We start from the raw sequence: 25747 nt of genomic DNA on the forward strand, positions 1-25747 counted from the left end.
GTGAACGATCTCAATGAGAGGCCTGCGGCCCGCGTTCGAGGCCCGATTTCGCCAGTTGGTCATCGATCTGCGCCATCAGGCGTTCGAGCCCGGCCTCGCTGTCGCTTTCCGCGCGGGCCACCAGGACGTCCTGCGTGTTCGACGCGCGCAGTAGCCACCAGCCGTCGTCGTTGGTGACGCGAACGCCATCGGTTGCGTTGACGTCGTCGGGGCTGTCGGCAAGCCGTTCCTTCACTTCGTCGATGACCGCGAACTTGCGACTTTCATCGACCTGAAAGCGCATTTCGGGGGTGTTGATCATGTCCGGCATCTCGCCGCGCAGCTGCGTAACCGACTTTTCCAGCCGCGCGCTGGCGACCATCAGGCGGACACCGGCGTAAAGCGCATCGTCGAAACCGTAGTATTCGTGCTTGAAAAAGACGTGCCCGCTCATCTCTCCGGCCAGCGGCGCACCAGTTTCCTTCATTTTGGATTTGATTAGCGAGTGGCCGGTCTTCCACATCAGCGGCTTGCCGCCATGCGCGGCGATCTGGTCGTACAGCGCCCGGCTGGCCTTCACGTCCGCTATGATGGTGGAGCCGGGGACGAGTTTGAGGAGATCCTCGGCATAGATCATCAGGAGCTGGTCACCCCAGATGACGCGCCCTTCCCCGTCGATCGCACCGATGCGGTCGCCGTCGCCGTCGAAAGCCAGTCCGAAGTCGAGGTTCTTCTCCGCGACAAGTGCCCTGAGATCCGCGAGATTCTTCTCCTCGGTAGGATCAGGATGATGATTAGGAAAATTCCCGTCGACCTCGGTAAAGAGGGTGAAGTGCTCCCCTGGGAGCTTGGCGACCAGGTCTTCGATGGCCGGCCCCGCCGCGCCGTTCCCCGCGTCCCAACCGATCCGAAGAGTGGACAGCCGATCCTTCCCGGCAGCGTCGAGGCCGATGATGGGTTCGAGCAGACGCTCGATATATTCGGCCATGATCTCGCGGCTCTCGACCGAACCGGCCCCGTCGATCCAGTCCCCGGCGGCGGCCATGGCCCCGATCTCGAGGATGTCGGCCCCGAAAAACGGCCGCCCCTGAAATACCATCTTGAAGCCATTGTAATTGGGGGGATTGTGGCTGCCAGTTATCTGAATGCCGCCATCCACATCTTCGGCTGACGCCTCTGCGTAATACAGCATCGGCGTCGGCCCCATGCCGACACGCACGACATCGCATCCCGTAGCGGTCAGCCCTTCGCACAGCGCGTGTTCCAGCATGGGCGAGGATACGCGCCCGTCATACCCGATGGCCACCCTGCTGCCCCCGGCGCGGCGCAGCAACGTGCCGAAGCTGCGCCCGATGGCACGGGCGTCGTCAGGGCCGAGCGTCTCTCCGATAATTCCCCGAATGTCGTATTCGCGCAGGACGGTCGGGTCGAAGGTATGGGTCATGGATGGCCTTTCGGTCGTGATGGTACGGTGGCCGTCCTACACGGCAGTCCGCCGCGCCGGAACGCCACTACCTATAATTCGTTTTTGCGCCGACTTTGTTCCAGCAGCAAGTCACGCGCATCGTCGAGCGCATGGACCGCGTCGCTCGATCCCCCGCGATCGGGGTGCGCGTTCTTGATCGCGCGGCGATGTGCGGAGAGGATGTCCTCCGCGCTCGCATCGCGCGAAACGCCCAGCAAAGTGCGGGCCTGCGCGCGTCTCTGGCTCTTCTCGGATTCGGCGAACATCTGCCAGGGCCAGGTTCCGAACAGCATTCGGAAGGCAATCCCCGCCACCAGGACGAGGATGACGAACTTCATCATGCTGCCTGATCCACGGCATCGGCCTTGCCCTGTCCGGGCGTGGCGGCAGGCATCGGCAGGTTCAGCCCCTTGACCAGCGCGCGCAGTTCCTGCCGCGCGACGAGGTGGCTGGTAGCAAGATCGCCCAGGTGCCCCTTGTCGAGCAGGGTGAGACCCGAAGGGAACAGCTCGCGGTAGATGACGCGTTCCGACAGGCCCGGTGCGACGCGGAAACCGACACGGCGCGACAGTTCGGTCAGTGCCTCGTCGATGCGGCGCATATTGCGCGCCTCGACATGCTGGACGCGGTTCCTGAGCACGATCCAGTCCATCTCGCGCTTGCCTTCGTTGACGGTGGCAAGGCCGCGCTTCTTGCGGGCTTCCCAGATCAGTTCGGCATAGAACGACAGCTTCTTGACCTTGAACGTTTCGGCATCGACTTGCCCGATGAGGTCGAAGTCGACGAAACTGTCGTTCAGGGGCGTGACCAGCGTATCGGCCTGTGTCGCCACGTGGCGGGCATACTTGTCGTCGCGGCCCGGCGTGTCGAAGATCAGGAAATCCAGCCCCTCGCTGATTTCCGCGACCATGTCGTCCAGCACCTCGATGCTCGGCCCGCCGAACACGCCGACCGCAGCGCCGGGAAGTTCGATTTCGCGGCGTTTTTCGGTTTCCAGCCGGTTTTCAAAGTAGCGATAGAAGGTGCGCTGACGCGGATCGAGGTCGATCGCCCCGACTTTCGCACCCTGATAGGCAAGGGCCACCGCGACATGGACGGCAGTGGTCGACTTGCCGGTTCCACCCTTCTCGTTCGCGAACACGATCTTGTGCGGATTGGTCATCTGTCCTCGCATTCAATAGTGCGCCGCCGGCATTGCCGGGTTGCCCAACGGCGGGCGGACGCTACAGCTTGCGGGCAGTTTACCGGAAGGGCTGAAGTTCATGCAAACGATCCGCGCGCTCAATCCACTACGGGAGACGACCGCCGCCCTGCGCCGTGCCGCCGGCAGGGGGGCAAGACTGGCGCTGGTGCCCACGATGGGGGCCTTGCACGACGGTCACCTGACACTGGTAAGACGCGCGCGCGAACTGGCGGAAATCGTTGCCGTGTCGATCTTCGTGAACCCGAAGCAGTTCGGCCCGAACGAGGATCTTGACGCCTATCCCCGGCAGCTGGAGCGGGACAGCGAGCTTTTGATCTCCGAAGGCGTGGACCTTTTGTGGGCGCCCGAACGGGAAGAGATGTATCCCGAAGGCTATGCCTCGAACATTTCGGTAGAGGGCGTAAGCGCGGGGCTTTGCGGTGCGGACCGGCCCGGCCACTTCGACGGCGTGGCGACCGTGGTTTGCAAGCTTTTCAACCAGGTCGCGCCCGATATCGCTCTTTTCGGCGAAAAGGACTGGCAGCAACTGGCCGTCATCCGCCGCATGGCACGGGATCTCGACCTCTATGCCCCCATGCCAGCGGCAATCATCGGCGTGCCCATCGTGCGCGAGAAGGACGGCCTCGCCATGTCTTCGCGCAATGCCTATCTTTCGCCGGGGCAGCGCGCCGCGGCGGCCGTCCTGCCCGGTGCCATGCGCGATGCGATCGAAAAGCTGGCAATCGGCGATCCGGCCGCAGGTGTGCTGGAAGAACTGAAGGCGCGGCTGCTGTCGGGCGGGTTCGACAGTATCGACTATGCCGAACTGCGCGATGCCGCGTCGATCGAACTGTTGGACGAACCGGGAGACGATACCCGCCTGTTCGTTGCGGCACGCATCGGCGGCACGCGGCTGATCGACAACATGGCGGTGACCTGACGGCCCTAGTCGCGGTGCAGGATGCGGTGCTTCATCGACCGGATGCCCAGCCACATCGCGGCCACGACAAACGGGGTCAGGACGGCGATGATCACGCCCGAGGGAATGTCGTGATCCAGCTTTTCGGCGCCTTTCAGCATATAGGCGAGGAGGCTGATGCCATAATAGCTCAGCGCCACGACCGAGAGCCCCTCGACAAGGTGCTGCAGGCGTAGCTGCGTCGAAATCGACTTCTCCATCGAATGGAGCAGCCGCCCGTTCTGGTTCTCGATCCGCGTTTCCACCCGCGTCCGGAACAGCGACACGAACTGCGCCGTGCGCGCCGCCAGCGTTTCGGCCCGCCGCCGATGCGCGGCACAAGTGCGGATCGCGGGCAGGAAGCGGCGCTGGGTGAAATCGGCCAGCGACTGGAAACCGGGCACCGGCTCGATACACAAGTCTTCTAGCCGCTCCTCCACCAGAACGGCGTAGGCCTCTGTCGCGCTGAGGCGGAAATCGGAAGACGCGGTCTGCGTCATCAACTGCATCGACAGGTCGGTCACCTGCTTCAGCAGTTCGTCGTCCGAGACGTCGCTGCGTGCGACGCGGGCGCCAAGGCTGGCCAGTTCCGCCTCGATCGCGTCCAGAACCTTCCACCCCGCCTGCGCCACGGGCAGGCCGAGCAGCGCCATATTGCGATAATTGCCCAGTTCCTGAAGCCGCTGGACCGTGCGCGACAAGTCGCCCGGCGGAAGAGCGTTCGCCGCCACCAGCACCGCGCCGAACCCGTCTTCGCGCAAGCGAAAGTCCGACCAGATCCGCGCCCCGCCTGCGATCCGGCAGCTGACGAGATCGAGCGGTTCGAAGGCAAAACGGGGCAGCAGGTCATCGGCCTCGCCCGTGTCGGCAACGATGGCGATGCGGGTGGCGCGAACGATCTTTCCCGGCAGGCCGTCGGCCCAGTCCAGCGCGCGGGCCACCGCGGCGTCGCCTTGCGGGTCGAGCGCCGCCTCCGCCCCGCGCGAGATGAACAGCGTCGTCGCACTTGCCTCGCTATGGCGTTCCCAACCGAAGGCGACCCCTTCGCCCAACGTGCCCTGAACATGGCGCGGATTGGGAGACGGCTGCACACCGGCACCATCGGGCAGGCGGCTGAGCGCATCCTGCTCGGCATCACGGTCCTCGGCGGCGACCTGCCGCAGGATCTGGATCACGGTCATGCCCGGCTGCAACTGCGGCCAGCGCCGCAAGTGCATTTCGGCAACGACCGATTTTCGCAGCTCGTGTTCGTTACGCATCATCGCATCTTGCCCCGTCCAAGAACATTGCGCGGCGGCAACCGGTTGGCCCCGCAGTCTGCATTAGCACGGACAGGTTCTGCCTCAGAAGCCGGTTCTGTGGCACCCCGCACGAAAGGATGATGCATTTCGGCATTAGGGGATGGGCGCGGCGGTCGGCTGCAACAGGTCAGCCGCCGCCGCGTCTCCGTGGCAATGACGCGCGACACCGAAACCGTCCTTGCCGAAAAGGCAAACGGCCCGGCATCGCGCGCCTTGCGACAGCGCAGTTCGTGAACGGCCTCCGCGTTCCACGCGTCACAAAGGAGGGAAGTCCCCTCCCAACCCTTTGATCGCGCCTATCTTTCCCGAAGGCAACAGCTACGCGGTTTCAGCCACAGGAACATTCGTTCAGTCACCGAGCGGTCCTTCGTCCGCGGGCAGTGCTCCGAACCCTCCGCCCAGCGCCACGAAGAGCGTCGCGCGGTTCTGCAATTCGGCCCGGCGCGTCGCGATCAGGGTCTGGCGCGCTTCGAAAAGGTTGCGTTCGGCATCCAGCACTTCGAGATAGTCGGCCACACCTTCGCGGTATCGCAGGCGGGCGATGCGGGCGATCTTTTCCTGTGCGGTTACGGCACGGTCCAGCGTTGCGACCTGTTCGGCAAGATAGCGTCGCGCGGCCAGCGCGTCGGCGACTTCGCGAAAGGCGTTCTGCACGGCAAGGTCGTAGTTAGCCACTTCCTCCACTTCCAGCGCCCTGGCGAAGTCGAGGTTCGCCTCGCGCGCGCCGAAGTCGAAGATCGGCAGCGAGATGCTGGGCCCAAAGCTCCACCCCAGGTTGTCCGATGAAAACAGGTCGCCCAGGTCGCTCGAACCGAACCCGGCCCTGCCGGTGAGCGAGATCGTTGGGAAAAACGCCGCCCGCGCCGCGCCGATATTGGCCCGCGCTACGCGAAGCTGTTCTTCCGCCGCGACGATGTCGGGACGGGCGAGCAGGAGATCGGACGGCAGACCCGCGTCCAGCCGCCCCGCATCGAGCTGTTGGGTCAGCGCACGGCCTTCGGGAAGGTCGGCGGGGATCGTCCCGCCGACCAGCACGGCCAGCTGGTTGCGAAGCTGTGCCGCAGCCAGTTTTTCGCTCGCCAGTTGCTGTTCCGCCTGCGTCAGAAGGGTTTCCGCCTGGCGGAACGGCAGGGCCGAAGTGACTCCGGCATCGAGCCTGCGCTTTGCGATACGCAGCCCCTCGCGCCTGCTTTGCGCGGTCGCCTCGGCGAGGGCGATCTGTTCTTCGGTTTCGAGAATCGCGAAATAGGTGTTCGCGGTATCGCGCACCAGCGAGAGGTAGAACGAACGCTGCGCGGCGACGGTGGACAGGTATTGCGCCCGCGCTGCCTCAGACAGGTTGGCCACCCGGCCCCAGAAATCGAGCTCGAAGCCGGTGACCCCCACGCCCACGTCATAACGGTTGAAGGTATTGGACGCGCTGTCCGGACCGCCCAAATTCGCCGTCCCCGATCGCGTGCGCGTCGCACTGCCGTCGGCCACGACTCCGGGCAGCCGGTCGCTGCGCTGGATGCGATATTGCGCGCGGGCCTGTTCGATCCGGGCGGTCGCGGCGACCAGATCGCGGTTATTGGCGAGGGCGCTGGCGATCAGCGCGTCGAGCCGGGGGTCGGTGAACCAGTCCCGATACGAAAGCTGCGACGCGGTAACCGACCCGTCAGGCGCCAGATCGCCGCCATAGGCAGGCGCGCTCGACAATTCGGGCCGCACGTGATCGGGGGCGAAGTTTGCACAGCCCGACAGGGCCAGCGTGGCGGCGGCAAGCAGCAGGCCGCCCTTTGCGCGGATCGTCATGCCGGGTCCTTTCCGTCCGCCGCCGGTTCGTTCAGATGGCCCGCCGCGTGCGGCTTTTTCCTGCTCAGCTTCCTGCGGACGATCAGATAAAGCACGGGGATGATGAAGATGCCGATCGCGGTGGCCGCGATCATGCCGCCCATCACGCCGGTGCCAACCGCGATGCGGCTGGCCGCACCTGCGCCGCTGGCAAGGACGAGCGGGACCATGCCCATGGTAAAGGCGAGCGAGGTCATGATGATCGGCCGAAGGCGCAGGCGCGCCGCAGATTTCACCGCATCGATCCGCGACTTGCCCTCTGCCTCTTCCTCGATCGCGAATTCCACGATCAGGATCGCGTTTTTCGCGGCAAGCCCGATGATCGTGATCAGGCCGACGTTGAAATAAACGTCCGCCGAAAGACCGCGCGCCATCGAAAACAGCACGCCGCCCAGAACCCCCATCGGCACGATGAGCAGGACCGCCAGCGGCACCGACCAGCTTTCGTAAAGCGCGGCAAGCAGCAGGAAGACGACCACCACCGAAAGGCCAAGCAACATGCCGATCTGGCCCCCGGCCTGCTTTTCCTCGAACGACACGCCGGTCCATTCGAAATCGATACCGGTGGGGAGCTGCGATGCCAGCCGTTCCATTTCGGCGAGCGCCGCGCCCGAGGATTCGCCCGGCGCCGCCATGCCCGACAGCGTCATCGCCGGATATCCGTTGTACCGCGCCAGGCTGACGGGGGCGGCCGACCATTCCACGTCTGCGAATGCGCCGAACGGCACCAGTTCGCCCGACGCGTTCGGAATGCGCAGGGCCAGCACGTCTTCGGGCGTCATGCGATGGGATGCATCGGCCTGGATCAGGACACGCAGGACCCGACCGTTGTAGTTGAAATCATTGGCGTATGCCGAACCGAAGTTGATCGACAGCGCGTTGTTCACGTCGGTCATCGACAGCCCCAAAGCACGCGCCTGCAGCCGGTCGATGTCGATGTCGAGCGTCGGGCTGTCGCCCTGTTCCTCCGGACGCAGGTTCGCGATCAGCGGGCTTTGCGATGCCATGCCCAACAGCTGGTTGCGCGCGTCGAGCAGCGCCTCGCGGCCAAGGCCGGCGCGGTCCTCGATCTTCATCGTGAATCCGCTGGCCTCGCCAAGCGCCGGGATCGGCGGTGGCTGGATGACGAAGGCGATCCCGTTCTCAAGTTGGGAGAACACGCCGGTGGCCTTGGCCATCAGCGATTCGGCGCTGCTTTCGCTCGCGGTCCGCTCGCTCCAGTCCTTGAAGGTCGTGAACATTATCGCGTTGCTCTGCCCCTGGCCGAAAAAGCTGAAGCCCCGCACGACGATGATGTCTTGGGTCTCCTCCTGCGCCGTCCAGAACGCTTCCATCGGTTCGATCGATTCGTTCAGTCGCTCCTGCGTGGAGCCGGGCGCGGACTGGACCATGGAGATGAGGTAGCCCTGGTCCTCGTTGGGAAGAAACGCGGTCGGCAGGCGCATGAACAGCAGCAGCGTCACCGCGCCCAACGCCAGGAACACGGCCAGCGCCCGCATCGGGGCAGCAAGGATCCGGTCGTTCGCGCCGACGTACTTGCCGGTCATCTTGTCGAACCAGACGTTGAACCGGCCCAGCAGGCGCTTGGCGCGCCATTGCAGTACGGCCAGCCTGCCGCGCCATCCCTCACCCTGCGGCGGCGTGTCGGACAGGCCTTCGCCCCCGTGGTCATCTGCCTTCAGCAGCGTGGCGCAGAGCGCGGGCGTCAGCGAAAGGGCAAGAACCGCGGAAAAGAAGATCGAGATCGCCAGCGTGACCGAGAACTGGCGGTAGATGCCGCCGGTCGATCCCGGAAAGAACGCCATCGGCAGGAACACCGCGACAAGCACGAGCGTGATGCCGACGATCGCGCCGGTGATCTGATCCATCGCCTTGCGCGTCGCCTGTAGCGGACCAAGCCCTTCCTCGCGCATGATCCGCTCGACGTTTTCGATCACGACGATGGCGTCGTCGACCAGGATGCCGATCGCCAGCACCATGCCGAACAGCGACAGCACGTTGATCGTAAAGCCGAACAGCCACAGTCCAAGGCAGGCCCCAGCCAGTGCGATCGGAACGACGAGCGCGGGGATCACCGTGGCCCGCCACGATTGCAGGAACAGGTACATGACGAGGAAGACGAGGATCATCGCCTCGATCAGCGTCTTGATTACTTCCTCGATCGAGGCCTGTACGAACGGCGTGGTGTCGTAGGGGATGGCCCAGCTGACACCGGGAGGAAGCGCGTTTTCCAGTTCGGCAAGGCGCGCCTTTACCCCCGCCGCCGCGTCCAGCGCGTTGGCCCCCGTGGCAAGCTGCACGGCCATGCCGGCCATGGGTTTACCGTTCCATTCGGTCGAGACGGAATAGTCCTGCGCGCCCAGTTCGACTTTCGCCACATCGGCAAGCCGCACGACGGCACCGCCGGTATTGGCGCGAAGGATGATGTTCTCGAACTCCTCGACCGTGCTGAACCGTCCTTGGGAGGAGATTGTCGCGGTAATCTGCTGCCCCTCGACCGTTGGCAGGTCGCCGATCGCGCCGCTGGCGTTCTGCGAGTTCTGTTCGCGCACCGCGGCCAGGACCTGGGCCGGCGCCAGGTCGTACGATGCCAGCTTCTGCGGATCGAGCCAGATGCGCATGGCATATTGCGAACCGAACAGCATCACGTCGCCCACGCCGTTCACCCGGCGCAATTCGTCGACGACACGCTCCGAGGCGATATTGCCAAGGTTGGTCGCCGTCATGTCCGGGTTTTCGGACGTGAGTGCGACGATCATCAGGAAGCCGGTTTCGGCCTGACGCACGCTGATGCCCTGTTGACGCACCGCTTCGGGCAGGCGCGCCTCAACCGTGGAGAGCCGATTCTGTACGTCGGTCTGCGCGATATCGATGTCGGTCCCCGCCTCGAACGTCAGGGTGATGCTGGCCGTGCCGTTCGAAAGACTGGAAGAGGACATGTAGAGGAAGCCCTCCACCCCGTTCAGTTGCTGCTCGATCACCTGGGTAACGTTGCTTTCCAGCGTTTCGGCATCGGCGCCGGGATAGACGACCGAGATCGTCAGTGAAGGCGGCGCGACCTGCGGATATTGTTCCACCGGCAAAGTGCGCAACGCAAGGACGCCCGCCAGCAGGATGCCGAGCGATACGACCCAGGCGAAAATGGGCCGGTCGATGAAGAAACGGGCCATGGCTTATTGCGCCCCGGCGGGTGCGGCGTCTTCGGGCTTGGTCGCCTTTGCGGCAGGCTTCTTGTTGCCGACCGGGGCTTCAACCGGCTTTACCGGCGCGCCCGGGCGGATCTTCTGGAGATTGGAGACGATGACGACATCGCCTTCCTTCAGGCCGCTTTTCACCACCCACCGCTCCCCGATCATCGTGCCGAGCTGGATCGGACGTAGCTGGGCCAGGCCATCGGCATCGATGACAAAGACCGAACCGCCGTTCTGATTGACCTGCACCGCGCGTTGGGGAACGGCGATGCCGTTGGCGATCGAGCCGACGAGGATGCGGGCCCGCACGAATTCGCCGGGCAGCAGGACGCCGTTGCCATTGGGAAACTCCGCGCGCAGTTCGACAGTGCCTGTTTCCTCGTCGACCGAGTAGGCGAGGAAGTCGATATAGCCGGGGACGTCGTATTCCTCCCCGTCGGAGAACGTCAGGCGCACTTCGACAAGCTCGCCTTCCTTGTAGTCGATGTCGCCTGAATCGATCCCGTTGCGCACGGCCAGAAGCTCGCTCGCCGACTGGTTGAACGTCACATAGACGCGTTCGGTCTGCTCGATCTTCGTCAGTAGCGTGCCTTCCGCCTGGCTGACCAGCGCGCCTTCGGTAACCTGCGCGCGGCCGGCGCGGCCGGAAATCGGGGCACGGACGGTGGTATAGCCAAGCTGCAGGCTTGCCGCGTCCAGCTGGGCGCGGATTTCGGCAACGCTGGCTTCGGCCTGCCGGGCGGCGGCGACCGCGGCGTCGTATTCCTGCGCGCTGATCGCGTCTTCGTCGACCAGCGGGCGATAGCGATCGACGACGGCGCGGGCATTGGCCGCGGTCGACCGCGCACGCTGAAGACTGGCCTGCGTCTGGGCGTAACTGGCGCGCAGTTCGCGCGGATCGATGCGGAACAGCGGCTGTCCGGCGCTGACCCAGGTGCCTTCCTCGTAAAGCCTGCGCTGCACGATGCCGGTCACGCGGGCGCGCACTTCGGCTGTTCGCACAGGCTCGACACGACCGGGCAATTCGATCACGTTCGGCAGAGTGGTTTTCTCGACCGTGATCGTACGGACGGGAACCGCGGCAGGGGCAGCGGCCTCGTCGGCGGAAGAACATGCGGTGAGGAGCAAGGCGATGGCGCCGGCCAGAAGGGCTCTCATGACGAAAGGGCTTTCAAAGGTATTGTGCAGTTGCGAAGGTGTAATAGGCATTACACGTTGCAGCAGCAAGACGATTCGAAGAAGATTTCCAGCCGATGAATAAGATTTCCGAAACCTGCAGGCTCGACAAACGCCGACAGGCGGTTCTCGATGCCGCCCGCGAGCTGTTTATTTCAAAGGGATACGAGCAGACGACGCTTGGCGACGTGGTCGACAAGGCGGGCGGCTCGCTGTCCACGATCTACAAGCTTTTCGGCAACAAGGACGGCCTGCTGGACGCCGTGGTCTTTGCCAAAGTCACGTCCGGAGAGGACATCGTGCGCCAGATCGCTTCGGAAGAACCCGACGCCGCGACCGCCCTGTCGCGAATCGCGCACGAACTTTACCGCTTGCACCTGGATCCCGAGGCGGTGGCGCTTGTCCGGATCGTCATCGCCCATTCGATCCGCGATGAGGATTTCGCCCGCAAGTTCTTTTCCACCACCGCACAGCGCAGCCGCAACGCGATCGAGGAGGCGTTGCGTAAATGGGAAGACGAAGGGGTACGGTTCACGGGAAACCCGTCGGAACTGGCCGACATGTTCCAGGGTCTGATGGTCGCCGATATGCAGAACCAGGCGATCACGCACGGTATGAAAGGTATCGTCGACGAGGCGGGCATCGCCTTTCGCGTCGAATTCTTCCTGCGCGGCGCGGGGCTGGTGCAGGACGAATAGGCCGGCTGATCGTTCGGAAAGATTGGAGCGGGTAAGGGGAATCGAACCCCTCTAGCTAGCTTGGAAGGCTAGAGCATTACCACTATGCTATACCCGCTCATCGCGTGCGGCGTTGCGCTTGCCATTGCTGGGGCCATTTCGTCAACGCCTTCTTGCATCGCCCCCTTCTCTTTACGCCAGTTTTCTCTCCCCTGCCTGCCGCGCTAGCACGCTGAAGGGCCCGCAGGTGCGGGTGCGAAAGTGGGAGAGAAGTGATGCAGGTAATCGTCGCGGGCTGGATCCGGATGGAAGGCGACGCCGCACCCACGGTGTTGAGCGCGACTGCGCTTATCGATGCCGCCCTCACCGAGAAGGGCTGCCTTGCCTACGACTGGGCGATCTATCCCGACAGGCCGGACACGATCCTCGTCTTCGAACGATGGGAAACGGTCGAGGACCTTGTCGCGCACCTCAACGATGAACCCTATCGCGCGATGGGCGGGCACCTGGAGGATGCGGGTATCGCGGGGGCCGAAGTGCTTTGCCATGCGGTTACCGGAAGCCAGAACATCTATGGCAACGACGGGATTATCGCGGAAGAGATCTTCGGAATTCGCACGCGCTGAACGAGACGGCGCCGCGCCAGGCAGGAACAGCGCAAAGAAAAAGGGCCGCCGGTTCGATCCGGCGGCCCTTTTCGTGTTCGCTTTCGCGTCAGGAAGCTCAGTGCTCCTTGTTCCGCCAGACATTGCGATAGGCAAGGTAGGCCAGAACCGTCAGGAAGACGAGGAACAGCACCACCGGCCAGCCCGTCGCGTTACGCTTGGTCAGCGTCGGCTCTGCCGTCCACACCAGGAACGCGGCCACGTCGTGCCCCAGCGCATCGAGATCGTTCGGCGATCCGTCGTCGAAGTCCACCTGCCCGTCGGACAGCGGCGGTGCCATGGCGAGGTTCAGGTTTGCGAAGTACGGGTTGTAGTGCAGGCCGTCCGGGGTCTTCGCCTCGGGGAATTCCTCGAGCAGGGCCGCGGGCTGTTCCTGATAGCCGGTCAGCAGCGAATAGACATAGGCGGCACCGTCGTGACGAGCCTTCGCCATCAGCGAAAGATCCGGCGGGATCGCGTTGTTGTTCGCGGCGCGTGCGGCGACGTCGTTGGGGTACGGCTTGGGGAAGTAATCGGTCGGCAGGCCCGGACGCATCGTGTCCTCGCCCGTCACCGGATCGATTCCCGGAACCATCCAGGTCGCGGCCTCGGCCTTAACCTGCGCTTCGGTGTAGCCCAGCTGTTCCAGATCGCGGAAAGCGACGTGGCGCAGCGAATGGCAGGCCGAGCAGACTTCCTTGTAGACCTTGTAGCCACGCTGGACCTGCTGAAGGTCGAAGTGGCCGAAGGGACCGTCGCTGGCAAGGTGCAGCGCCTTGGGATGTTTGTGGAAGACGTGCTCTGCCGTCTCCACCTTGGGCTCGCTCGCCCAGGTGAAGAAACCGACCGCGAGAGTCACGAGGAGCCAGCCGCTGAAGAAGATGCCGACGAGGATACCGATAAGACGGACCATTTGTCTGTTTCCCTATTCCGGCCGGTTATTCGGCTGCTGCTGCGCCGTTCTTGGCGAGCACAGCTTCAGTGATTGAGTTCGGCAGAGGCTTCGTCTTCTCGATCATCGACACGATGGGCAGGATGATCAGGAAGTGCGCAAAGTAGTACGCGGAAGCCAGCTGGCTGAACATGACGTAGGGTTCTTCGGCCGGGGCACCGCCCAGGTAGAACAGCGCGGCCATGGCGGGCACGAAACCGAACCACCAGAACTTGCGCATCAGCGGGCGATACCGCGACGAACGGACCGGCGAGTTGTCGAGCCAGGGCAGGAAGAACCAGACCAGGATGGCTGCGAACATCGCAAGCACGCCGAGCAGCTTTGCGGGCACGAAGAAGAAGTCGAACGTGAAGGCGCGCAGGATCGCGTAGAACGGCCAGAAGTACCATTCGGGAACGATGTGCGCCGGGGTCGAGAGCGGGTTGGCCGGGATGTAATTATCCGGGTGACCCAGCGCGTTCGGCATGAAGAACACGAACGCGGTGTAGATCACGAGGAACGCGGCAAGCCCGAAACCGTCCTTCGCGGTGTAGTAGGGGTGGAACGGAACCGTGTCCGATTCCTGCTTCACTTCGACGCCCGTGGGGTTCGACGAACCCGGGATGTGCAGCGCCCAGATGTGGAGGATGACCACGCCCAGGATCACGAAGGGCAGCAGGAAGTGCAGCGAGAAGAAGCGATTCAGCGCGGCGTTGTCGGGGGCGAAACCGCCGAGCAGCCAGATCTGAAGCGGTTCGCCGACCAGCGGGATCGCGCCGAACAGGCCGGTGATGACCTTGGCGCCCCAGAAGGACATCTGGCCCCACGGCAGCACGTAGCCCATGAAGGCGGTGGCCATCATCAGCAGGAAGATCACCACGCCCAGCAGCCAGATCATTTCACGCGGCGCCTTGTACGAGGAGAACAGGAAGCCGCGGAAGATGTGGATGTAGACCACGACGAAGAACGCGGACGCGCCGTTCGCGTGGGCATAGCGCATCATCCAGCCCCAGTTGACGTCGCGCATGATGTGCTCGGTCGAATCGAATGCGACCAGCGCGTTGGGCGCATAGTGCATGGCAAGGATGATGCCGGTGACGATCTGGATCATCAGGCAGAAGCCGGCGAGAACGCCGAAGTTCCACCAGTAATTCAGGTTACGCGGGACCGGGTATCCGGCACCGACGGCGTTGTAGACGAAACGGGGAAGCGGCAGCTTCTCGTCCATCCACCGCATGAACGGGTTCGTCGGCTGGTATTGGTTCGCCCAGGGGAAGCTCATCGTCTCTTATCCTCAGCCGACTGTGACGGTGGTATCGGAGGTGTACTCGTATTCCGGAACCTGCAGGTTCAACGGAGCGGGACCCTTCCGGATGCGTGCAGCGGTATCGTAGTGCGAGCCGTGGCACGGGCAGAAATAGCCGCCGAATTCGCCCTTCACTTCGCCTTCGCCCGCGCCCAGCGGAACGCAGCCGAGGTGGGTGCAAACGCCCATGGTGATGAGCATGTCTTCATGCCCTTCCTTGGTCATTTCGGCCAGTGTTGCCGGATCGCGCAGCGTGGAGATATCCACGGCGTTCGCCTCTGCCATTTCCTTTTCCGTCAGGCGGCGCACGAAAAGCGGCTGCTTGCGGAAGACGGCCTTCACGGCCTGGCCGGGCTGGATCGCGGAGATGTCCACATCGGTCGAGCTTTCGGCGAGCACGTCCTTGGACGGCGCCATCTGGCTGATGAGGGGATAGAGCGTCGCGAGCGCGCCCACGCCTCCGAAGCTTACCGCAGCGATTTCGATGAAATCGCGGCGACGAACGCCACCTTCATCGCCATCCGCAACCGCGGTGTTGTCGATCGTAGCCTCTGCCATGCGTGGCCATCCCTGATCTGGCCGCCCGGCGAATACCGGGCAGGAAGGTTTTCAGACTTTCCGGAAAGCTGCCCGCCTCCGGACCCGAACGGAATCGTGACAGCACGAGGCAATTCGCCCCGCGCAGGACCCGTCTTGGCGCGCCTCATAGACACGGTACGCGAAATTTCCAACAGGCATTTTACGCTGTTTCCGCATCTGCGAAGCCTGCACCTTCGGGCCATGCGGCGCTGCGAAGGGCGATAACCTTGAACAGATCGCCCATGGCATCGGGGTCCACCAGCCGTTTGAGCGCCGCCAGAACGTCGCCTGCCGCCGCCGGATTCGCGCGTGCCAGCGCACTTGCGCGCTGTCCGATGCCCAGCGCCATCAGGAACGGCCCCTGCCCCGCCATGCCGTCCACGACTAGCCCGCCGGCACGCGCCGCCTCGGCCAGGGCGGCGAAATCGACGTGGGCGGTAAGGTCCGCGGTTCCCGGCTTTTCGAAGGGATCGGCCCGTTCGTGGCGGGCCACGGCCTGGAACGTCGAGCCGGTGCGTGGGCCAAGGTGGCCGTAATCGATGGCGAGAATCGCCCCGCCCTGCCTTGCGACACGTTCGGCGAGGTCCCGCATGATCGCCGTTGCGGCGGGGCAGGTCTCGATCAAAGTGCCCTCGGCGCTGTCACGCAGGTCCGGCGGAACCGCGGCGTCCATCGGCTTGTCACCAGGCGCGGGCACGAATCGGTCGCCCGCCAGCGCCACCGTCATCTCGCGCCATCCTTCGGCCGTTCGCACCAGTTGCCGGATCGGCAGGGCATCGAAGAATTCGTTGGCGACGATCAGCAGCGGCCGGTCTTCGGGCAGGGTCGAAACGTCGTCGTGGAACGTCGCGCCCGCCAGCAGGTCGCCCTGCGCGCCGCGCAAGGCAGGCGATCCTTCGACAAGATGCACGCGCGGCACCCCGCCCGTCATGCCCAGCACGCGCAGCGCATCGCGCGCCAGCGTGCCGCGCCCCGGCCCCAGTTCGACATAGGTCGCAGCCGCCGCGTCGGGCAGGCCCGCGGCCACGCCCCTTGCACGGAAATCGGCCAGCCAGCCGCCGATCATCTCTCCGAACATCTGGCTGATTTCGGGCGCGGTGATGAAATCGCCCGCCGCGCCCAGCGGGTCGCGCGCGCTGTAATAGTGGGCGTTCGCCTCTGCCATGTACTGGGCAAGCGGGATCGGCCCGAAATTGCGAATCAGGTCGGCGAAATGGTCCGAAAGGTCGCGCCTGGCCATGACCCGCCCCTCAGGCCGGATCGGCGGCCCGATCGGCAGCCGGAGCCTTGGCCTGCCCGATGGCGGGGCGCATCAGCGACCAGATGACGATACCCACGCCCACCGCGATCATCGGCAGGGTCAGCCACTGGCCCATCGACAGGCCGGTGCTGGCCGCGAATTCGGCAAGCTGGGCATCGGGTTCGCGGAAGAATTCGACCGTGAAACGGGCCAGCGCGATCCCTGCGGTGAAGACGCCGACAAGGAAACCGGGGCGATAGCGCGCCCGCGTGAACCAGAAGAGCGAGAGCATGATGACGATCATGGCGAGCCCTTCCAGCCCGGCTTCGTAGAGCTGGCTGGGATGGCGCGGCAGCGGTCCGGCGCGGGGGAAGACCATGCCCCAGGCAACGTCGGTGGGGCGGCCCCACAGTTCACCGTTGATGAAGTTGGCAAGCCGCCCGAACAGCATCCCGAAGGCGACGTTGACCGAGATGTAGTCGCACATGCGGATGAAATTGAGCTTGTTGCGCCACGCGACCCACGCGATCGCCAGAAGCACGCCCATGACCCCGCCGTGGAAGCTCATCCCCCCGTTCCACAGCTGCACCAGCTGGTCCGGATGGGCCCAGAGCGAGGGTTCGTAGAACGTGGCATAGCCGAGCCGCCCGCCAAGGATGATGCCCAGCGTACACCAGAAGAACAGGTCTTCGGCATGACGCTGCGCCATCGGCGCACCGGGCTGTTTCAGCATCCGGGTCAGGTGCCAGTAGCCCATGACGATACCGGCCAGATAGGCCAGCGAATAAAAGCGCAGCGTGAAGAAGCCGAGGTCGATTCCCGGCCTCAGCCCAAGATCGGCCCAGTGGATCGGGGCGTTTGCCGTCTGAGCGGCGGCAGCAAGCATTTCCAGCAATTGACTACAACTTTCCGTCTTGGCCGGCAGGAACCCCGGCGTATTGCGCGCGCTTTTGGCACAGGGAGCATTGCGATGGTAGGGGGCTGAACAAAGGTCATCGCGTAACGTCGGCTGCCGGTTCCCTTGCGCCGTGACGCTGCCCATATAAGACCCAAGGAACAGACGCGCGGGTTGGCCGCGCGTGAAGGAAGGAACAGACTTGGCCGCACCGCGCATCCCGAACCAGCGTGCCATCATCGATCGCCGCAAGGTCGTCGCCAGGCTCGACGAACTTGTCGAGGGCATGGACACGTTCGACCGCAAGCCGATCGTGAAGCTGCTGCGCGGCGCGCTCGACAAGGGCCGCGAGGAAATCGCCGATCGCCTGATGGAAGAGCCCGCTGCCGGGCACAAGGCGGCCGCGGCGCAGTCCTTCCTGATCGACCAGTTGATTCGCATCATTCACGACCACGTGATCACCCACGTCTATCCGCTGGCCAACCGGTCGAGCGGGGAGCGCCTGTCGATCGTGGCGGTCGGCGGATACGGGCGCGGCGAAATGGCGCCGCAGTCCGACGTCGACATCGGGTTCATCACGCCCATGAAGAACACCGCCTGGTGCGAACAGGTGGCCGAGGCGATGCTGTATTACCTGTGGGACCTGGGCCTCAAAGTCGGCCATTCCAGCCGCACGCTGGATGACATGGTCCGCATGGCGAAACAGGACCTGACCATCCGCACCGCCCTTCTGGAATCGCGCTTCCTGTGGGGCGACCAAGACCTTTACGACGAAGCGCGGGACCGGTTCTGGAAAGAAGTGGTCAAGGGCACTGAGCGCCAGTTCGTCGCCGACAAGCTGGAGGAACGCGACGCGCGCCACAAGCGCATGGGCGATTCGCGCTATGTCGTCGAACCCAACGTGAAGGAAGGCAAGGGCGGCCTGCGCGACCTGCACACGCTCTACTGGATCGGCAAGTACATCCACCGCGTGCAAAGCGCGTCGGAACTGGTCGGCGCGGGGCTGTTGTCGCAATCGGAATACCGCGCGTTTCGCCGGGCGGAGAACTTCTTCCTCGCCGTCCGGTGCCACATGCACATGATCACCGGGCGCGAGGAAGACCGCCTGACCTTCGACCTTCAGCGCGAAGTGTCCGAACGGATGAATTTCGTCGACCGTCCGGGCAAGAGCGCGGTGGAACGCTTCATGCGGTTCTACTTCCTCCAGGCCAAACGTGTCGGATCGTTGACCGGCGTGTTCCTGGCCCAGCTGGACGAGCAGTTCGCCAAGCGGGCCAGCCGCAACATCCTGTCACGCCTGCGAGAGCGGAAGCGTACGATCAAGGGGTTCGAGATTTCGGGCGGGCGGATCAATATCCCCAGCGACACCTTCTTCCAGAAGGACCCGAAGCGGATGGTCGAAATCTTCACCCTCGCCAACCAGGAAGGGGTCGAGGTCCACCCCGAGGCGTTGCGCGCCGCCGACCGCGACGCCGTGCTGATCGACAAGGCGGTTCGCAACGATGCCAAGGCCAATGCCCTGTTCCTCGACCTGCTGGCCAGCCACGACAATCCCGAACTGGCCCTTCGCTGGATGAACGAGGCGGGCGTGTTCGGCCGGATCATGCCCGAATTCGGGCGCGTCGTCGCGCAGATGCAGTTCGATATGTACCACCACTATACGGTGGACGAGCACACGATCCGCGCCATCGGCACCCTCGCCCGGATCGAGAGCGGGGAGATGAATGACACCCATCCCCTGTCGACGCAGCTGCTGCCCAAACTGAAGCATCGCCGCGCGCTCTATGTCGCGACGCTGATGCACGACATCGCCAAGGGCCGTGGGGGCGATCATTCGGTCCTGGGCGCGGAGCTGGCCGAAAAGGTCTGCCCGCGTCTGGGGCTGGACGAGACCGAGACCGAACTGGTCGCCTGGCTGGTCCGCCATCACCTCCTGATGAGCGCGACCGCGTTCAAGCGCGACCTGGCCGACCACAAGACGATCATCGATTTCGTCGAAGTGGTTCAGTCGCTCGAACGGCTGCGCCAGCTGCTGATCCTGACCGTGGTCGACATCGGTGCGGTTGGCCCCGGCACGTGGAACAGCTGGAAGGGGCAATTGCTGTCCGATCTCTACTTCGCGGCGGAAGAACGCATTCGCCTCGGCCACAAGGTCCACGGGCGCGATACTCGGATCGAGATGAAGAAACAGCTCGTCACCGACATTCTCGAAGACGGCGGCGCGCTGGTGGAGAAATTCGGCAAGAAGATGCAGCCGTCCTACTGGATCGCGGAGGCCGAGGACGTCATCGCCTCGAACCTGCGCCAGATGGACGCGATGGGCAAACAGCCCCTGTCGATCGACACGCAGTACTACGCCGCGCGCGGCGCAACGCTGGTCACCGCGATGTCCGCCGACCACCCCGGACTGTTTTCGCGCATCTGCGGCGCGATCCACTTGGCGGGCGGCAACATCATCGACGCACGCATCCACACGACACGCAATGGCCTGGCCGTCGACAACTTCCTGGTGCAGGACCCGCTGGGCCGCCCCTTCATGGAAGACAACCAGATGCAGCGGCTGGTCAAGGGGATCGAGGATGCCCTGGCGAACAAGGTGAAGCTGGTGCCGCAACTGGCCGCCCGCCCCACCGCGCGCAGCCGCGCCCATGCCTTCGACGTGCGCCCGCGCGTCAATTTCGACAACGATGCATCGAACAAGTTCACGGTCGTCGAAGTGAACGCGCGCGACCGCCCGGCCCTGTTGAACCGCCTGTCACGCGCCCTGTTCGAGGCGAAGACGATCGTGAATTCGGCCCATGTCACCAATTATGGCGAGCGGGCGGCCGACACGTTCTACGTTACCGATCTGATCGGAGACAAGATCACCAGCGAAGCCCGCCTGAAGTCGCTTGAGAAGAAACTACTCGAAGCGGTCGAAGCGACGGAGGAAGCGGCGGCCTGATTGCCGCCTGACGCACACACGAAAACGGGGCGGGACGGACAGGCAATTCCTGTCACATCCCGCCCCGTTCATATGTTGGCGTCATGGCGCGGGGCAGGCCCGTGGCCCGCCCCGGTCACGATCAAAGGCCGTCGAGACCCTTGCTGACCAGCACGTTCACCGCGACGCGGCGGTTCTGTGCCTTGCCGTACTCAGTCTCGTTGTCGGCGGCCGGATCGGCTTCGGACATACCGGTCGGCGTCAGCATGCGGTACGGCTTCCAGCCGCAGGCCTGCTGCAGGTAGTTGACGACGCGGCCGGCACGCTTCTCGCTCAGCTCCTGGTTGTAGTCCTGGCTACCGTCGGCATCGGTGTAACCGACGACGAGCAGCAGGGCATTGTCCATGCTCTCGGCCTGCGAAGCAGCGGTGCACAGCTCTGCCTCGGCTTCGGGCGACAGGTTCCAGCGGCCGGTGTCGAAATAAACGTTGGTCGTCGACTTGATGTTGTACTTGTCGATGTCGCCCATGCGGCCGCGCAGGGCCTCGGTGGCGGCTTCGTTCTGGGCAAAACGCTGGTCGGTGCCGTTGAAAATCATCGCCGCGGTTTCAAGATCGTCGTTGCTGAAACGAATTTCGTCGGCAACCAGCACGTTGGCGTACTGCATGGTCTTCACCTTGACCGGCAGGCCGTTGAACAGCGACGAGGCCGCACGTTCCTTGCTCGACAGGCCAAGGAAGCCGCCCTTGCTCTTGATCTCGGTTTCATCGTCGATGGTGATGACGGTGCGGGTGCCGTCCGATGCGGTCACCTGCATGCGGTCGCCCGAACGGGCGGAAATGATGCCTTCGACCTCGGGACCTTCGGTCATTTCGGCGCGGCTGGGAAGGCGATCGGCATTAACGGTCGCAAGGACGCCATTCGCCGACGAATCGGTGACCTGCTGTGCAAATGCGCCGGTGGCCGGGACGGCCAGCGTGGCTGCAAGCAGCAGGGCCTTCGAAGTCTTGGAAACGGTTTTCATCATCATACTCCTAAAATTGCTCGGCCCGACCCTCGCATCTGCACGGTGACATGAAGCCGCCGTCCCCCTGATGGCCTGTCGGGCTGCCGAAAAATTTTAACCCCTCTTCGAAAAAACGCGCGGCGAAAGGCCACGCATGAACGCGAAAATGTCGTTGTTCACCCCGCCCTTGCTGGCACATTAACAATAACCGTTAGGTGCGGCACTGTGCTGCCGACGGGAGCCCATTGTGCGACGAACCGTTAATCCTGTCGCCACAAAAAAGCCATTTTCCGCGAAGCGATTGCCACATTCTCCGCCCGGCGCAGGTGTCAGGTGACCGATCGGCTGCCTTTATCGCATGGGGATTCGCAAGCGCTCATGCACTCGCCTTCACGCGGCGGCGCGCAGCCTTGCCACGGCGCGATTCTTGCCGATCAGCGGCAGCAGCGTGTTCATGTCCGGCCCGTGGTCCATGCCGGTCAACGCCTGGCGCAGGGGCAGGAACAGGGCCTTGCCCTTGCGGCCTGTCGCGTCCTTCAGGTTCTGGGTCAGCGTCTTCCACGCCGCATCGTCCCATGCCATCGCCTCGGCGGCATCGGCGGCCATGGCGATGAAGGCGCGGTCATCGTCGGGCATATCGGGGCGCGTCACGTCGCCTGCGATGACCTGCCACCATTCGTGCGCCTCGCTCGCCTTCTCAAGGTTCGGGCGCACGGCCAGCCACGCGGCCTCGTCCATGCCTTCGGGCAGAAGTCCCGCGACCTGCGCATAATCCATGCCGTGCACGATCTGGGCATTGAGCCGCAACAGTTCCGCTTCGTCGAAACGCGCGGGCGCGCGTCCGAAAGTGGCGAGGTCGAACCCGGCGGCCAGCGCCTCCATCGACGGTTCGGCCACGATCGGCTGCGACGTGCCGATGCGGGCGAGCAGCGAGTTGATCGCCATCGGCTCCAGCCCCTGTTCGCGAAAATGCTCGACGCCCATCGACCCCAGCCGCTTCGACAGCTTGCCCTCGCTCCCGGTCAGCAGCGCCTCGTGCGCGAAACGCGGCGGTGTCGCGCCAAGCGCGGTGAACATCTGCACCTGGACCGCGGTGTTCGAAACGTGATCCTCCCCGCGCAGAACATCGGTCACGCCCATAGCGATGTCGTCCACCGCGCTGGGCAGCATGTAGAGCCACGATCCGTCGGCGCGGCGGATCACCGGGTCGGACAGCCGGTCGCCCTCGAACCTGACCGGCCCACGAATGCCGTCGTCCCATGCGATCTCTTGGTCGCGGTCGATCAGGAAGCGCCAGTGCGGAGCGATGCCTTCGGCCTCTTTCGCGGCATGGTCCGCCTCGGTCAGGTTCAGCGCCGCACGGTCGTAGATCGGCGGCAGACCCCGGCCCAGCAGCACCTTGCGGCGCAGTTCCAGTTCCTGCGACGTTTCATAGCAGCGATAGACGCGGCCCGACGCCTTCAGCTTTTCGAACGCCTCCTCGTAGACAGTCAGTCGCTGCGACTGGCGTTCCTCGCCATCGACGGTCAGGCCCAGCCAGGCCAGGTCCTTGCGGATCGCATCCACATATTCCTCTTTCGATCGTTCGGCATCGGTATCGTCGATCCGCAACAGGAAACGCCCCCCGGCGGCCTTGGCCAGCAGGAAGTTGTGCAGCGCCGTACGAATGTTGCCGACGTGAAGAAGCCCGGTGGGCGAAGGAGCGAAGCGCGTAATCGTCATGCCGCCCGCTATAGTGCCGGAAACCGGAGGGAAAAGGGCCGATTTGCCGGACGGTCGCGGGGCGCATGGTTAATTCTGCATTAATGAGACTTGCCGGGGACCATGCTGCGCAGCATAATGCCCTACAGGGCAGGCCGGACACCTGCCTCGGACACAATAAAAGAAACATAAAAACAAGAGGTGCGGATGGTTGGAACGACACAGGTCCGGTGGTGCCCCCGCTGCAGGACGTGGGGCCAGGCGAAACGGATCATGAGCGATCCTTCGCAGGCATTCGTTGCGAATTACGATACCGGCTCAATTCCGTTCGAATATGTCCGCGAAGGATACCAATGCGCGACTTGCGACGAATCGCACGTCACCACCCGCATCACCAGTTGCCGGCCCGAACACATCTGGTCCGCCCGCAGCGTCCTGGCCAAGCTTTATACGCTGGACGACGACATGCGCCGCAAACGCGCCATTCCCCTGTCGTGGGAGGGCCACCCGGAACTGTCCGATTTTTCCGAAGCCATCACGCCGCGCGCCGCCTTGCGGCACTGACGAAACACGGCCCGCTTACTGGCTGAACAACGTCACCGAATGAGAGCCGCCCGATAGTCGAACGCCTTTTTCCGGCGTCCGCTGCGCTTCGCTTGCCGCGTCGATGGCCGTGACCATGCCGGCCAGTTCGGGCGGCAGGGGCGCGGTGCAGGGCAGCGGTTTGGGCGCAATATCGATGGTGATCGCGGGCGTGCGCTGCGTCGTGATCTTGCCCGCTTCGTAAGTGTAATTCCACGCGATCTGTTGACAGTTGTCGAATTCGATCCGGTCCTGCCCGATCGAAATGGCCACGCCATAGTCGGCATCGAACGGCTGGCCGTCCACCCCGGCCAGTCGCCATTGGCCGCGAATGGTTTCGGGCCAGGGGTCGGCAGGCTCGGGAAACTCGTCAATGATGCGGCCTTCGGCTGCGGCGCGCGGATCGCTCATCGGATGCTCACGCTCTTCCGGTTCGGGCAGCGCAGGCCCGCAGGCGGCCAGCGCCGCGCAAGCTAAGGCGGCGAGCGCCCTCACGCCGAACGGAACCGGTGCGTGATCGGATAGCGCCGGTCGCGCCCGAAATTGCGCGCGCCCAGCTTTACGCCCGGCGGGGCCTGCCGCCGCTTGTATTCGGCGACGTGGAGCAGGCGTTCGATGCGGATCACGGTGTCGCGGTCGAACCCCTCGCCGACCAGCTGGTCGACACTCTTTTCATGCTCCACCAGTCCCAGCAGGATTCCGTCGAGCACGTCGTATGGCGGCAGCGAATCGCTGTCCTTCTGATCGGGGCGCAGTTCCGCGCTGGGCGGCTTGTCGATGATGTTCTGCGGGATGACCGGCCCGGCAGGGCCCAGGCCGATCTTCGGCTTGTGATGGTTGCGCCATTCCGAAACGCGGAACACCGTCGTCTTGTATGCATCCTTCAGCGGATTGTAGCCGCCCGACATGTCGCCATAGATCGTGGCATAGCCGACGCTCATCTCGCTCTTGTTGCCGGTGGTGACCAGCATCGGGCCGAACTTGTTCGACAACGCCATCAGCGTCACGCCGCGAATGCGCGACTGGATGTTCTCTTCGGTGATGTCGACGTTCATGTCGGCAAAATCGTCGGCCAGCATTTCGTCGAAACCGGCGACGGCGGGCTGGATCGGGATGGTGGACAACCGGCACCCGATCATCCGCGCGCATTCGGCGGCATCGTCCAGGCTTTCCTGGCTGGTGAAGCGGCTGGGCAGCATGACGCACCAGACCCGGTCCGGCCCAAGCGCATCGGCGGCGATCGCGGCGCAGATCGCGCTGTCGATCCCGCCCGACAGGCCCAGCACGATGCCGGGAAAGCCGTTCTTGTCGACATAGTCGCGAAGGCCCACGACCATCGCGCAATAAATGTCCTCGGGATGGTCGGCCAGTCGGTGCAGCGCGCCCGGCACGCAGGACCAGCCGTTCTTGCCTTTGATCCAGCGGGTCGTGACCTCGACCTCTTCCCAGTCGGGAAGCTGGGCGGCAAGCGTACCGTCGCCGTTGATGACGAAGCTCGCCCCGTCGAACGCCAGTTCGTCCTGCCCGCCCACGCGGTTCAGGTAGGCCATCGGCACGCCGGTATCGATCGCGCGGCGCTTGGCCACGCCCTCGATGCGAAGCACGTCCTTCTCGATCTCGTAGGGGCTGCCGTTGACGCACACGAAGATCTGCGCACCCTGTTCGGCAAGATGGCGGCAAACGGCCGGGTGCCAGATATCCTCGCAGATCGGCAGGCCCAGCATGACGCCGCGGAACAGGACCGGATCGGGCAAGTCGCCGGGGCTGAACAGGCGCGCCTCGTCGAATGTGCCGTAATTGGGAAGTTCGTGCTTGAACCGCGTCGCGGTGATGCGCCCCCCGTCGAGCAGCGCGACCCCGTTGTGCAGCGCGCCGTCGCGCACGAAGACCGACCCGACCAGCATGGCCGGCCCGTCTTTCTCCGTCGCCTTGGCCAGCCGCTCCAGTTCCGCTGCCGCGCGTTCGATCAGGGCGGGCTTCTGGACCAGATCTTCGGGCGGATAGCCGATGAGGTTCATTTCGGGAAAGACGACGAGATCGCTTTCCATCCGGGCCGCCCGTTCGCGCGCGGCCAGCATGGCATCGGCGTTGGCAGTGATGTCCCCGACCAGCTGGTTGCACTGGACAAGCGTGATTGCGAGCGTTTCGGTCATGGAAAGGCGAACGATTTCCGTTGC

General features: G+C 64.3%; 21 protein-coding genes and 1 tRNA gene. 5 read left to right on the top strand and 17 right to left on the bottom strand.

The genetic code is table 11. From position 1 onward, the window contains the following. Positions 1 to 10: 10 nt before the first annotated feature. The 3 genes from pgmG to FAX90_RS12675 form a co-directional block, all read right to left on the bottom strand. On the bottom strand, positions 11 to 1423 hold the full coding sequence (pgmG, locus tag FAX90_RS12665) for a phosphoglucomutase/phosphomannomutase PgmG (RefSeq protein ID WP_144097753.1): 1413 nt from the start codon (positions 1421 to 1423) through the stop codon (positions 11 to 13). Positions 1424 to 1494: 71 nt separating this feature from the next. Then, positions 1495 to 1785 (bottom strand): J domain-containing protein, encoded by a 291-nt coding sequence (locus FAX90_RS12670; RefSeq protein ID WP_240704895.1) that lies wholly within the window; start codon positions 1783 to 1785, stop codon positions 1495 to 1497. Further along, positions 1782 to 2606 carry a division plane positioning ATPase MipZ gene (locus FAX90_RS12675; protein ID WP_240704896.1) on the bottom strand — a complete coding sequence of 275 codons (825 nt, stop codon included), beginning with the start codon at positions 2604 to 2606 and terminating at the stop codon, positions 1782 to 1784. The genes FAX90_RS12670 and FAX90_RS12675 overlap by 4 nt, the downstream gene beginning before the upstream one ends. A 100-nt stretch (positions 2607 to 2706) precedes the next feature. Here FAX90_RS12675 and panC point away from each other — a divergent pair, with 100 nt between their 5' ends. Beyond that, positions 2707 to 3567 (top strand): pantoate--beta-alanine ligase, encoded by an 861-nt coding sequence (panC, locus tag FAX90_RS12680; protein WP_144097755.1) that lies wholly within the window; start codon positions 2707 to 2709, stop codon positions 3565 to 3567. Positions 3568 to 3572: 5 nt separating this feature from the next. On the opposite strand, the gene FAX90_RS12685 is transcribed toward panC, so the two are convergent. The 4 genes from FAX90_RS12685 to FAX90_RS12700 all read right to left on the bottom strand — a co-directional run bounded on the left by FAX90_RS12685 (position 3573) and on the right by FAX90_RS12700 (position 11068). Further along, positions 3573 to 4847: a DUF3422 domain-containing protein gene (locus FAX90_RS12685; protein ID WP_338080284.1), complete on the bottom strand. Its 1275-nt coding sequence runs from the start codon at positions 4845 to 4847 to the stop codon at positions 3573 to 3575. 387 nt (positions 4848 to 5234) lie between these two features. Then, complete coding sequence (locus tag FAX90_RS12690) at positions 5235 to 6680, bottom strand: efflux transporter outer membrane subunit (RefSeq protein ID WP_144097756.1); 1446 nt, start codon at positions 6678 to 6680, stop codon at positions 5235 to 5237. Next, on the bottom strand, positions 6677 to 9889 hold the full coding sequence (locus tag FAX90_RS12695) for an efflux RND transporter permease subunit (protein ID WP_144097757.1): 3213 nt from the start codon (positions 9887 to 9889) through the stop codon (positions 6677 to 6679). The genes FAX90_RS12690 and FAX90_RS12695 overlap by 4 nt, the downstream gene beginning before the upstream one ends. Positions 9890 to 9892: 3 nt before the next feature. Then, complete coding sequence (locus tag FAX90_RS12700) at positions 9893 to 11068, bottom strand: efflux RND transporter periplasmic adaptor subunit (protein WP_144097758.1); 1176 nt, start codon at positions 11066 to 11068, stop codon at positions 9893 to 9895. 95 nt (positions 11069 to 11163) lie between these two features. On the opposite strand from FAX90_RS12700, the gene FAX90_RS12705 reads away from it, so the two are divergent. After that, a complete protein-coding gene (locus FAX90_RS12705) occupies positions 11164 to 11784 on the top strand; it encodes a TetR/AcrR family transcriptional regulator (RefSeq protein ID WP_144097759.1) in 621 nt (206 codons plus the stop codon). 23 nt (positions 11785 to 11807) lie between these two features. Here the strand turns inward: FAX90_RS12705 and FAX90_RS12710 are convergent. Beyond that, positions 11808 to 11881: transfer RNA gene (locus tag FAX90_RS12710), tRNA-Gly, on the bottom strand. A gap of 157 nt (positions 11882 to 12038) precedes the next feature. Between FAX90_RS12710 and FAX90_RS12715 the strand changes: the two genes are divergently transcribed. Next, positions 12039 to 12389, top strand: coding sequence for a putative quinol monooxygenase (locus FAX90_RS12715; RefSeq protein WP_144097760.1), 351 nt, complete (start codon positions 12039 to 12041; stop codon positions 12387 to 12389). Positions 12390 to 12486: 97 nt separating this feature from the next. Here FAX90_RS12715 and FAX90_RS12720 read toward each other — a convergent pair whose 3' ends face one another. From FAX90_RS12720 to lgt, 5 genes are all read right to left on the bottom strand, one after another. Next, complete coding sequence (locus FAX90_RS12720; protein ID WP_144097761.1) at positions 12487 to 13320, bottom strand: cytochrome c1; 834 nt, start codon at positions 13318 to 13320, stop codon at positions 12487 to 12489. Positions 13321 to 13345: 25 nt separating this feature from the next. After that, positions 13346 to 14620, bottom strand: a complete 1275-nt coding sequence (locus FAX90_RS12725; protein ID WP_144097762.1) for a cytochrome b — start codon at positions 14618 to 14620, stop codon at positions 13346 to 13348. Between the two features lie 12 nt (positions 14621 to 14632). After that, on the bottom strand, positions 14633 to 15202 hold the full coding sequence (gene petA, locus FAX90_RS12730) for a ubiquinol-cytochrome c reductase iron-sulfur subunit (RefSeq protein ID WP_144097763.1): 570 nt from the start codon (positions 15200 to 15202) through the stop codon (positions 14633 to 14635). A 181-nt stretch (positions 15203 to 15383) separates the two neighbouring features. Then, positions 15384 to 16463, bottom strand: a complete 1080-nt coding sequence (locus FAX90_RS12735; protein ID WP_240704897.1) for a class I SAM-dependent methyltransferase — start codon at positions 16461 to 16463, stop codon at positions 15384 to 15386. A 10-nt stretch (positions 16464 to 16473) separates the two neighbouring features. Further along, positions 16474 to 17349 carry a prolipoprotein diacylglyceryl transferase gene (gene lgt, locus FAX90_RS12740; protein WP_144097764.1) on the bottom strand — a complete coding sequence of 292 codons (876 nt, stop codon included), beginning with the start codon at positions 17347 to 17349 and terminating at the stop codon, positions 16474 to 16476. 211 nt (positions 17350 to 17560) lie between these two features. Between lgt and FAX90_RS12745 the strand changes: the two genes are divergently transcribed. After that, positions 17561 to 20302, top strand: a complete 2742-nt coding sequence (locus FAX90_RS12745) for a [protein-PII] uridylyltransferase (RefSeq protein WP_144097765.1) — start codon at positions 17561 to 17563, stop codon at positions 20300 to 20302. A gap of 121 nt (positions 20303 to 20423) precedes the next feature. On the opposite strand, the gene FAX90_RS12750 is transcribed toward FAX90_RS12745, so the two are convergent. Then, entirely contained in the window at positions 20424 to 21305 is an 882-nt protein-coding gene (locus tag FAX90_RS12750; RefSeq protein WP_144097766.1) for an OmpA family protein, read from the bottom strand. 372 nt (positions 21306 to 21677) lie between these two features. After that, positions 21678 to 23009 carry a glutamate--tRNA ligase gene (gene gltX / locus FAX90_RS12755; RefSeq protein ID WP_144097767.1) on the bottom strand — a complete coding sequence of 444 codons (1332 nt, stop codon included), beginning with the start codon at positions 23007 to 23009 and terminating at the stop codon, positions 21678 to 21680. 252 nt (positions 23010 to 23261) lie between these two features. Between gltX and FAX90_RS12760 the strand changes: the two genes are divergently transcribed. Then, complete coding sequence (locus FAX90_RS12760) at positions 23262 to 23552, top strand: hypothetical protein (protein ID WP_144097768.1); 291 nt, start codon at positions 23262 to 23264, stop codon at positions 23550 to 23552. Between the two features lie 15 nt (positions 23553 to 23567). Here FAX90_RS12760 and FAX90_RS12765 read toward each other — a convergent pair whose 3' ends face one another. Together FAX90_RS12765 and FAX90_RS12770 are read right to left on the bottom strand one after the other, a co-directional pair. Beyond that, the gene (locus tag FAX90_RS12765; protein ID WP_144097769.1) at positions 23568 to 24065 is read right to left on the bottom strand and encodes a hypothetical protein; all 498 of its coding nucleotides are present in this window, start codon (positions 24063 to 24065) and stop codon (positions 23568 to 23570) included. Further along, complete coding sequence (locus FAX90_RS12770; RefSeq protein ID WP_144097770.1) at positions 24062 to 25723, bottom strand: NAD+ synthase; 1662 nt, start codon at positions 25721 to 25723, stop codon at positions 24062 to 24064. Before FAX90_RS12770 ends, FAX90_RS12765 begins: the two co-directional genes overlap by 4 nt. Positions 25724 to 25747 lie beyond the last annotated feature (24 nt).

It is taken from the genome of Croceicoccus sediminis (assembly GCF_007570835.1).
Classification (GTDB): Bacteria; Pseudomonadota; Alphaproteobacteria; order Sphingomonadales; family Sphingomonadaceae; genus Croceicoccus; species Croceicoccus sediminis.

Excerpts from the sequence above, each read along its gene's own strand:
- FAX90_RS12760 (WP_144097768.1), top strand. The coding sequence starts at position 23,262 with ATGAGCGATCCTTCGCAGGCATTCGTTGCGAATTACGATACCGGCTCA.
- FAX90_RS12670 (WP_240704895.1), bottom strand. The coding sequence starts at position 1,785 with ATGATGAAGTTCGTCATCCTCGTCCTGGTGGCGGGGATTGCCTTCCGA.
- FAX90_RS12705 (WP_144097759.1), top strand. The coding sequence starts at position 11,164 with ATGAATAAGATTTCCGAAACCTGCAGGCTCGACAAACGCCGACAGGCG.
- FAX90_RS12675 (WP_240704896.1), bottom strand. The coding sequence starts at position 2,606 with ATGACCAATCCGCACAAGATCGTGTTCGCGAACGAGAAGGGTGGAACC.
- FAX90_RS12695 (WP_144097757.1), bottom strand. The coding sequence starts at position 9,889 with ATGGCCCGTTTCTTCATCGACCGGCCCATTTTCGCCTGGGTCGTATCG.
- FAX90_RS12720 (WP_144097761.1), bottom strand. The coding sequence starts at position 13,320 with ATGGTCCGTCTTATCGGTATCCTCGTCGGCATCTTCTTCAGCGGCTGG.
- gltX (WP_144097767.1), bottom strand. The coding sequence starts at position 23,009 with ATGACGATTACGCGCTTCGCTCCTTCGCCCACCGGGCTTCTTCACGTC.
- FAX90_RS12735 (WP_240704897.1), bottom strand. The coding sequence starts at position 16,463 with ATGGCCAGGCGCGACCTTTCGGACCATTTCGCCGACCTGATTCGCAAT.
- pgmG (WP_144097753.1), bottom strand. The coding sequence starts at position 1,423 with ATGACCCATACCTTCGACCCGACCGTCCTGCGCGAATACGACATTCGG.
- FAX90_RS12700 (WP_144097758.1), bottom strand. The coding sequence starts at position 11,068 with ATGAGAGCCCTTCTGGCCGGCGCCATCGCCTTGCTCCTCACCGCATGT.
- FAX90_RS12750 (WP_144097766.1), bottom strand. The coding sequence starts at position 21,305 with ATGAAAACCGTTTCCAAGACTTCGAAGGCCCTGCTGCTTGCAGCCACG.
- FAX90_RS12690 (WP_144097756.1), bottom strand. The coding sequence starts at position 6,680 with ATGACGATCCGCGCAAAGGGCGGCCTGCTGCTTGCCGCCGCCACGCTG.
- FAX90_RS12715 (WP_144097760.1), top strand. The coding sequence starts at position 12,039 with ATGCAGGTAATCGTCGCGGGCTGGATCCGGATGGAAGGCGACGCCGCA.
- FAX90_RS12770 (WP_144097770.1), bottom strand. The coding sequence starts at position 25,723 with ATGACCGAAACGCTCGCAATCACGCTTGTCCAGTGCAACCAGCTGGTC.
- FAX90_RS12725 (WP_144097762.1), bottom strand. The coding sequence starts at position 14,620 with ATGAGCTTCCCCTGGGCGAACCAATACCAGCCGACGAACCCGTTCATG.
- panC (WP_144097755.1), top strand. The coding sequence starts at position 2,707 with ATGCAAACGATCCGCGCGCTCAATCCACTACGGGAGACGACCGCCGCC.
- petA (WP_144097763.1), bottom strand. The coding sequence starts at position 15,202 with ATGGCAGAGGCTACGATCGACAACACCGCGGTTGCGGATGGCGATGAA.
- FAX90_RS12685 (WP_338080284.1), bottom strand. The coding sequence starts at position 4,847 with ATGATGCGTAACGAACACGAGCTGCGAAAATCGGTCGTTGCCGAAATG.
- lgt (WP_144097764.1), bottom strand. The coding sequence starts at position 17,349 with ATGCTTGCTGCCGCCGCTCAGACGGCAAACGCCCCGATCCACTGGGCC.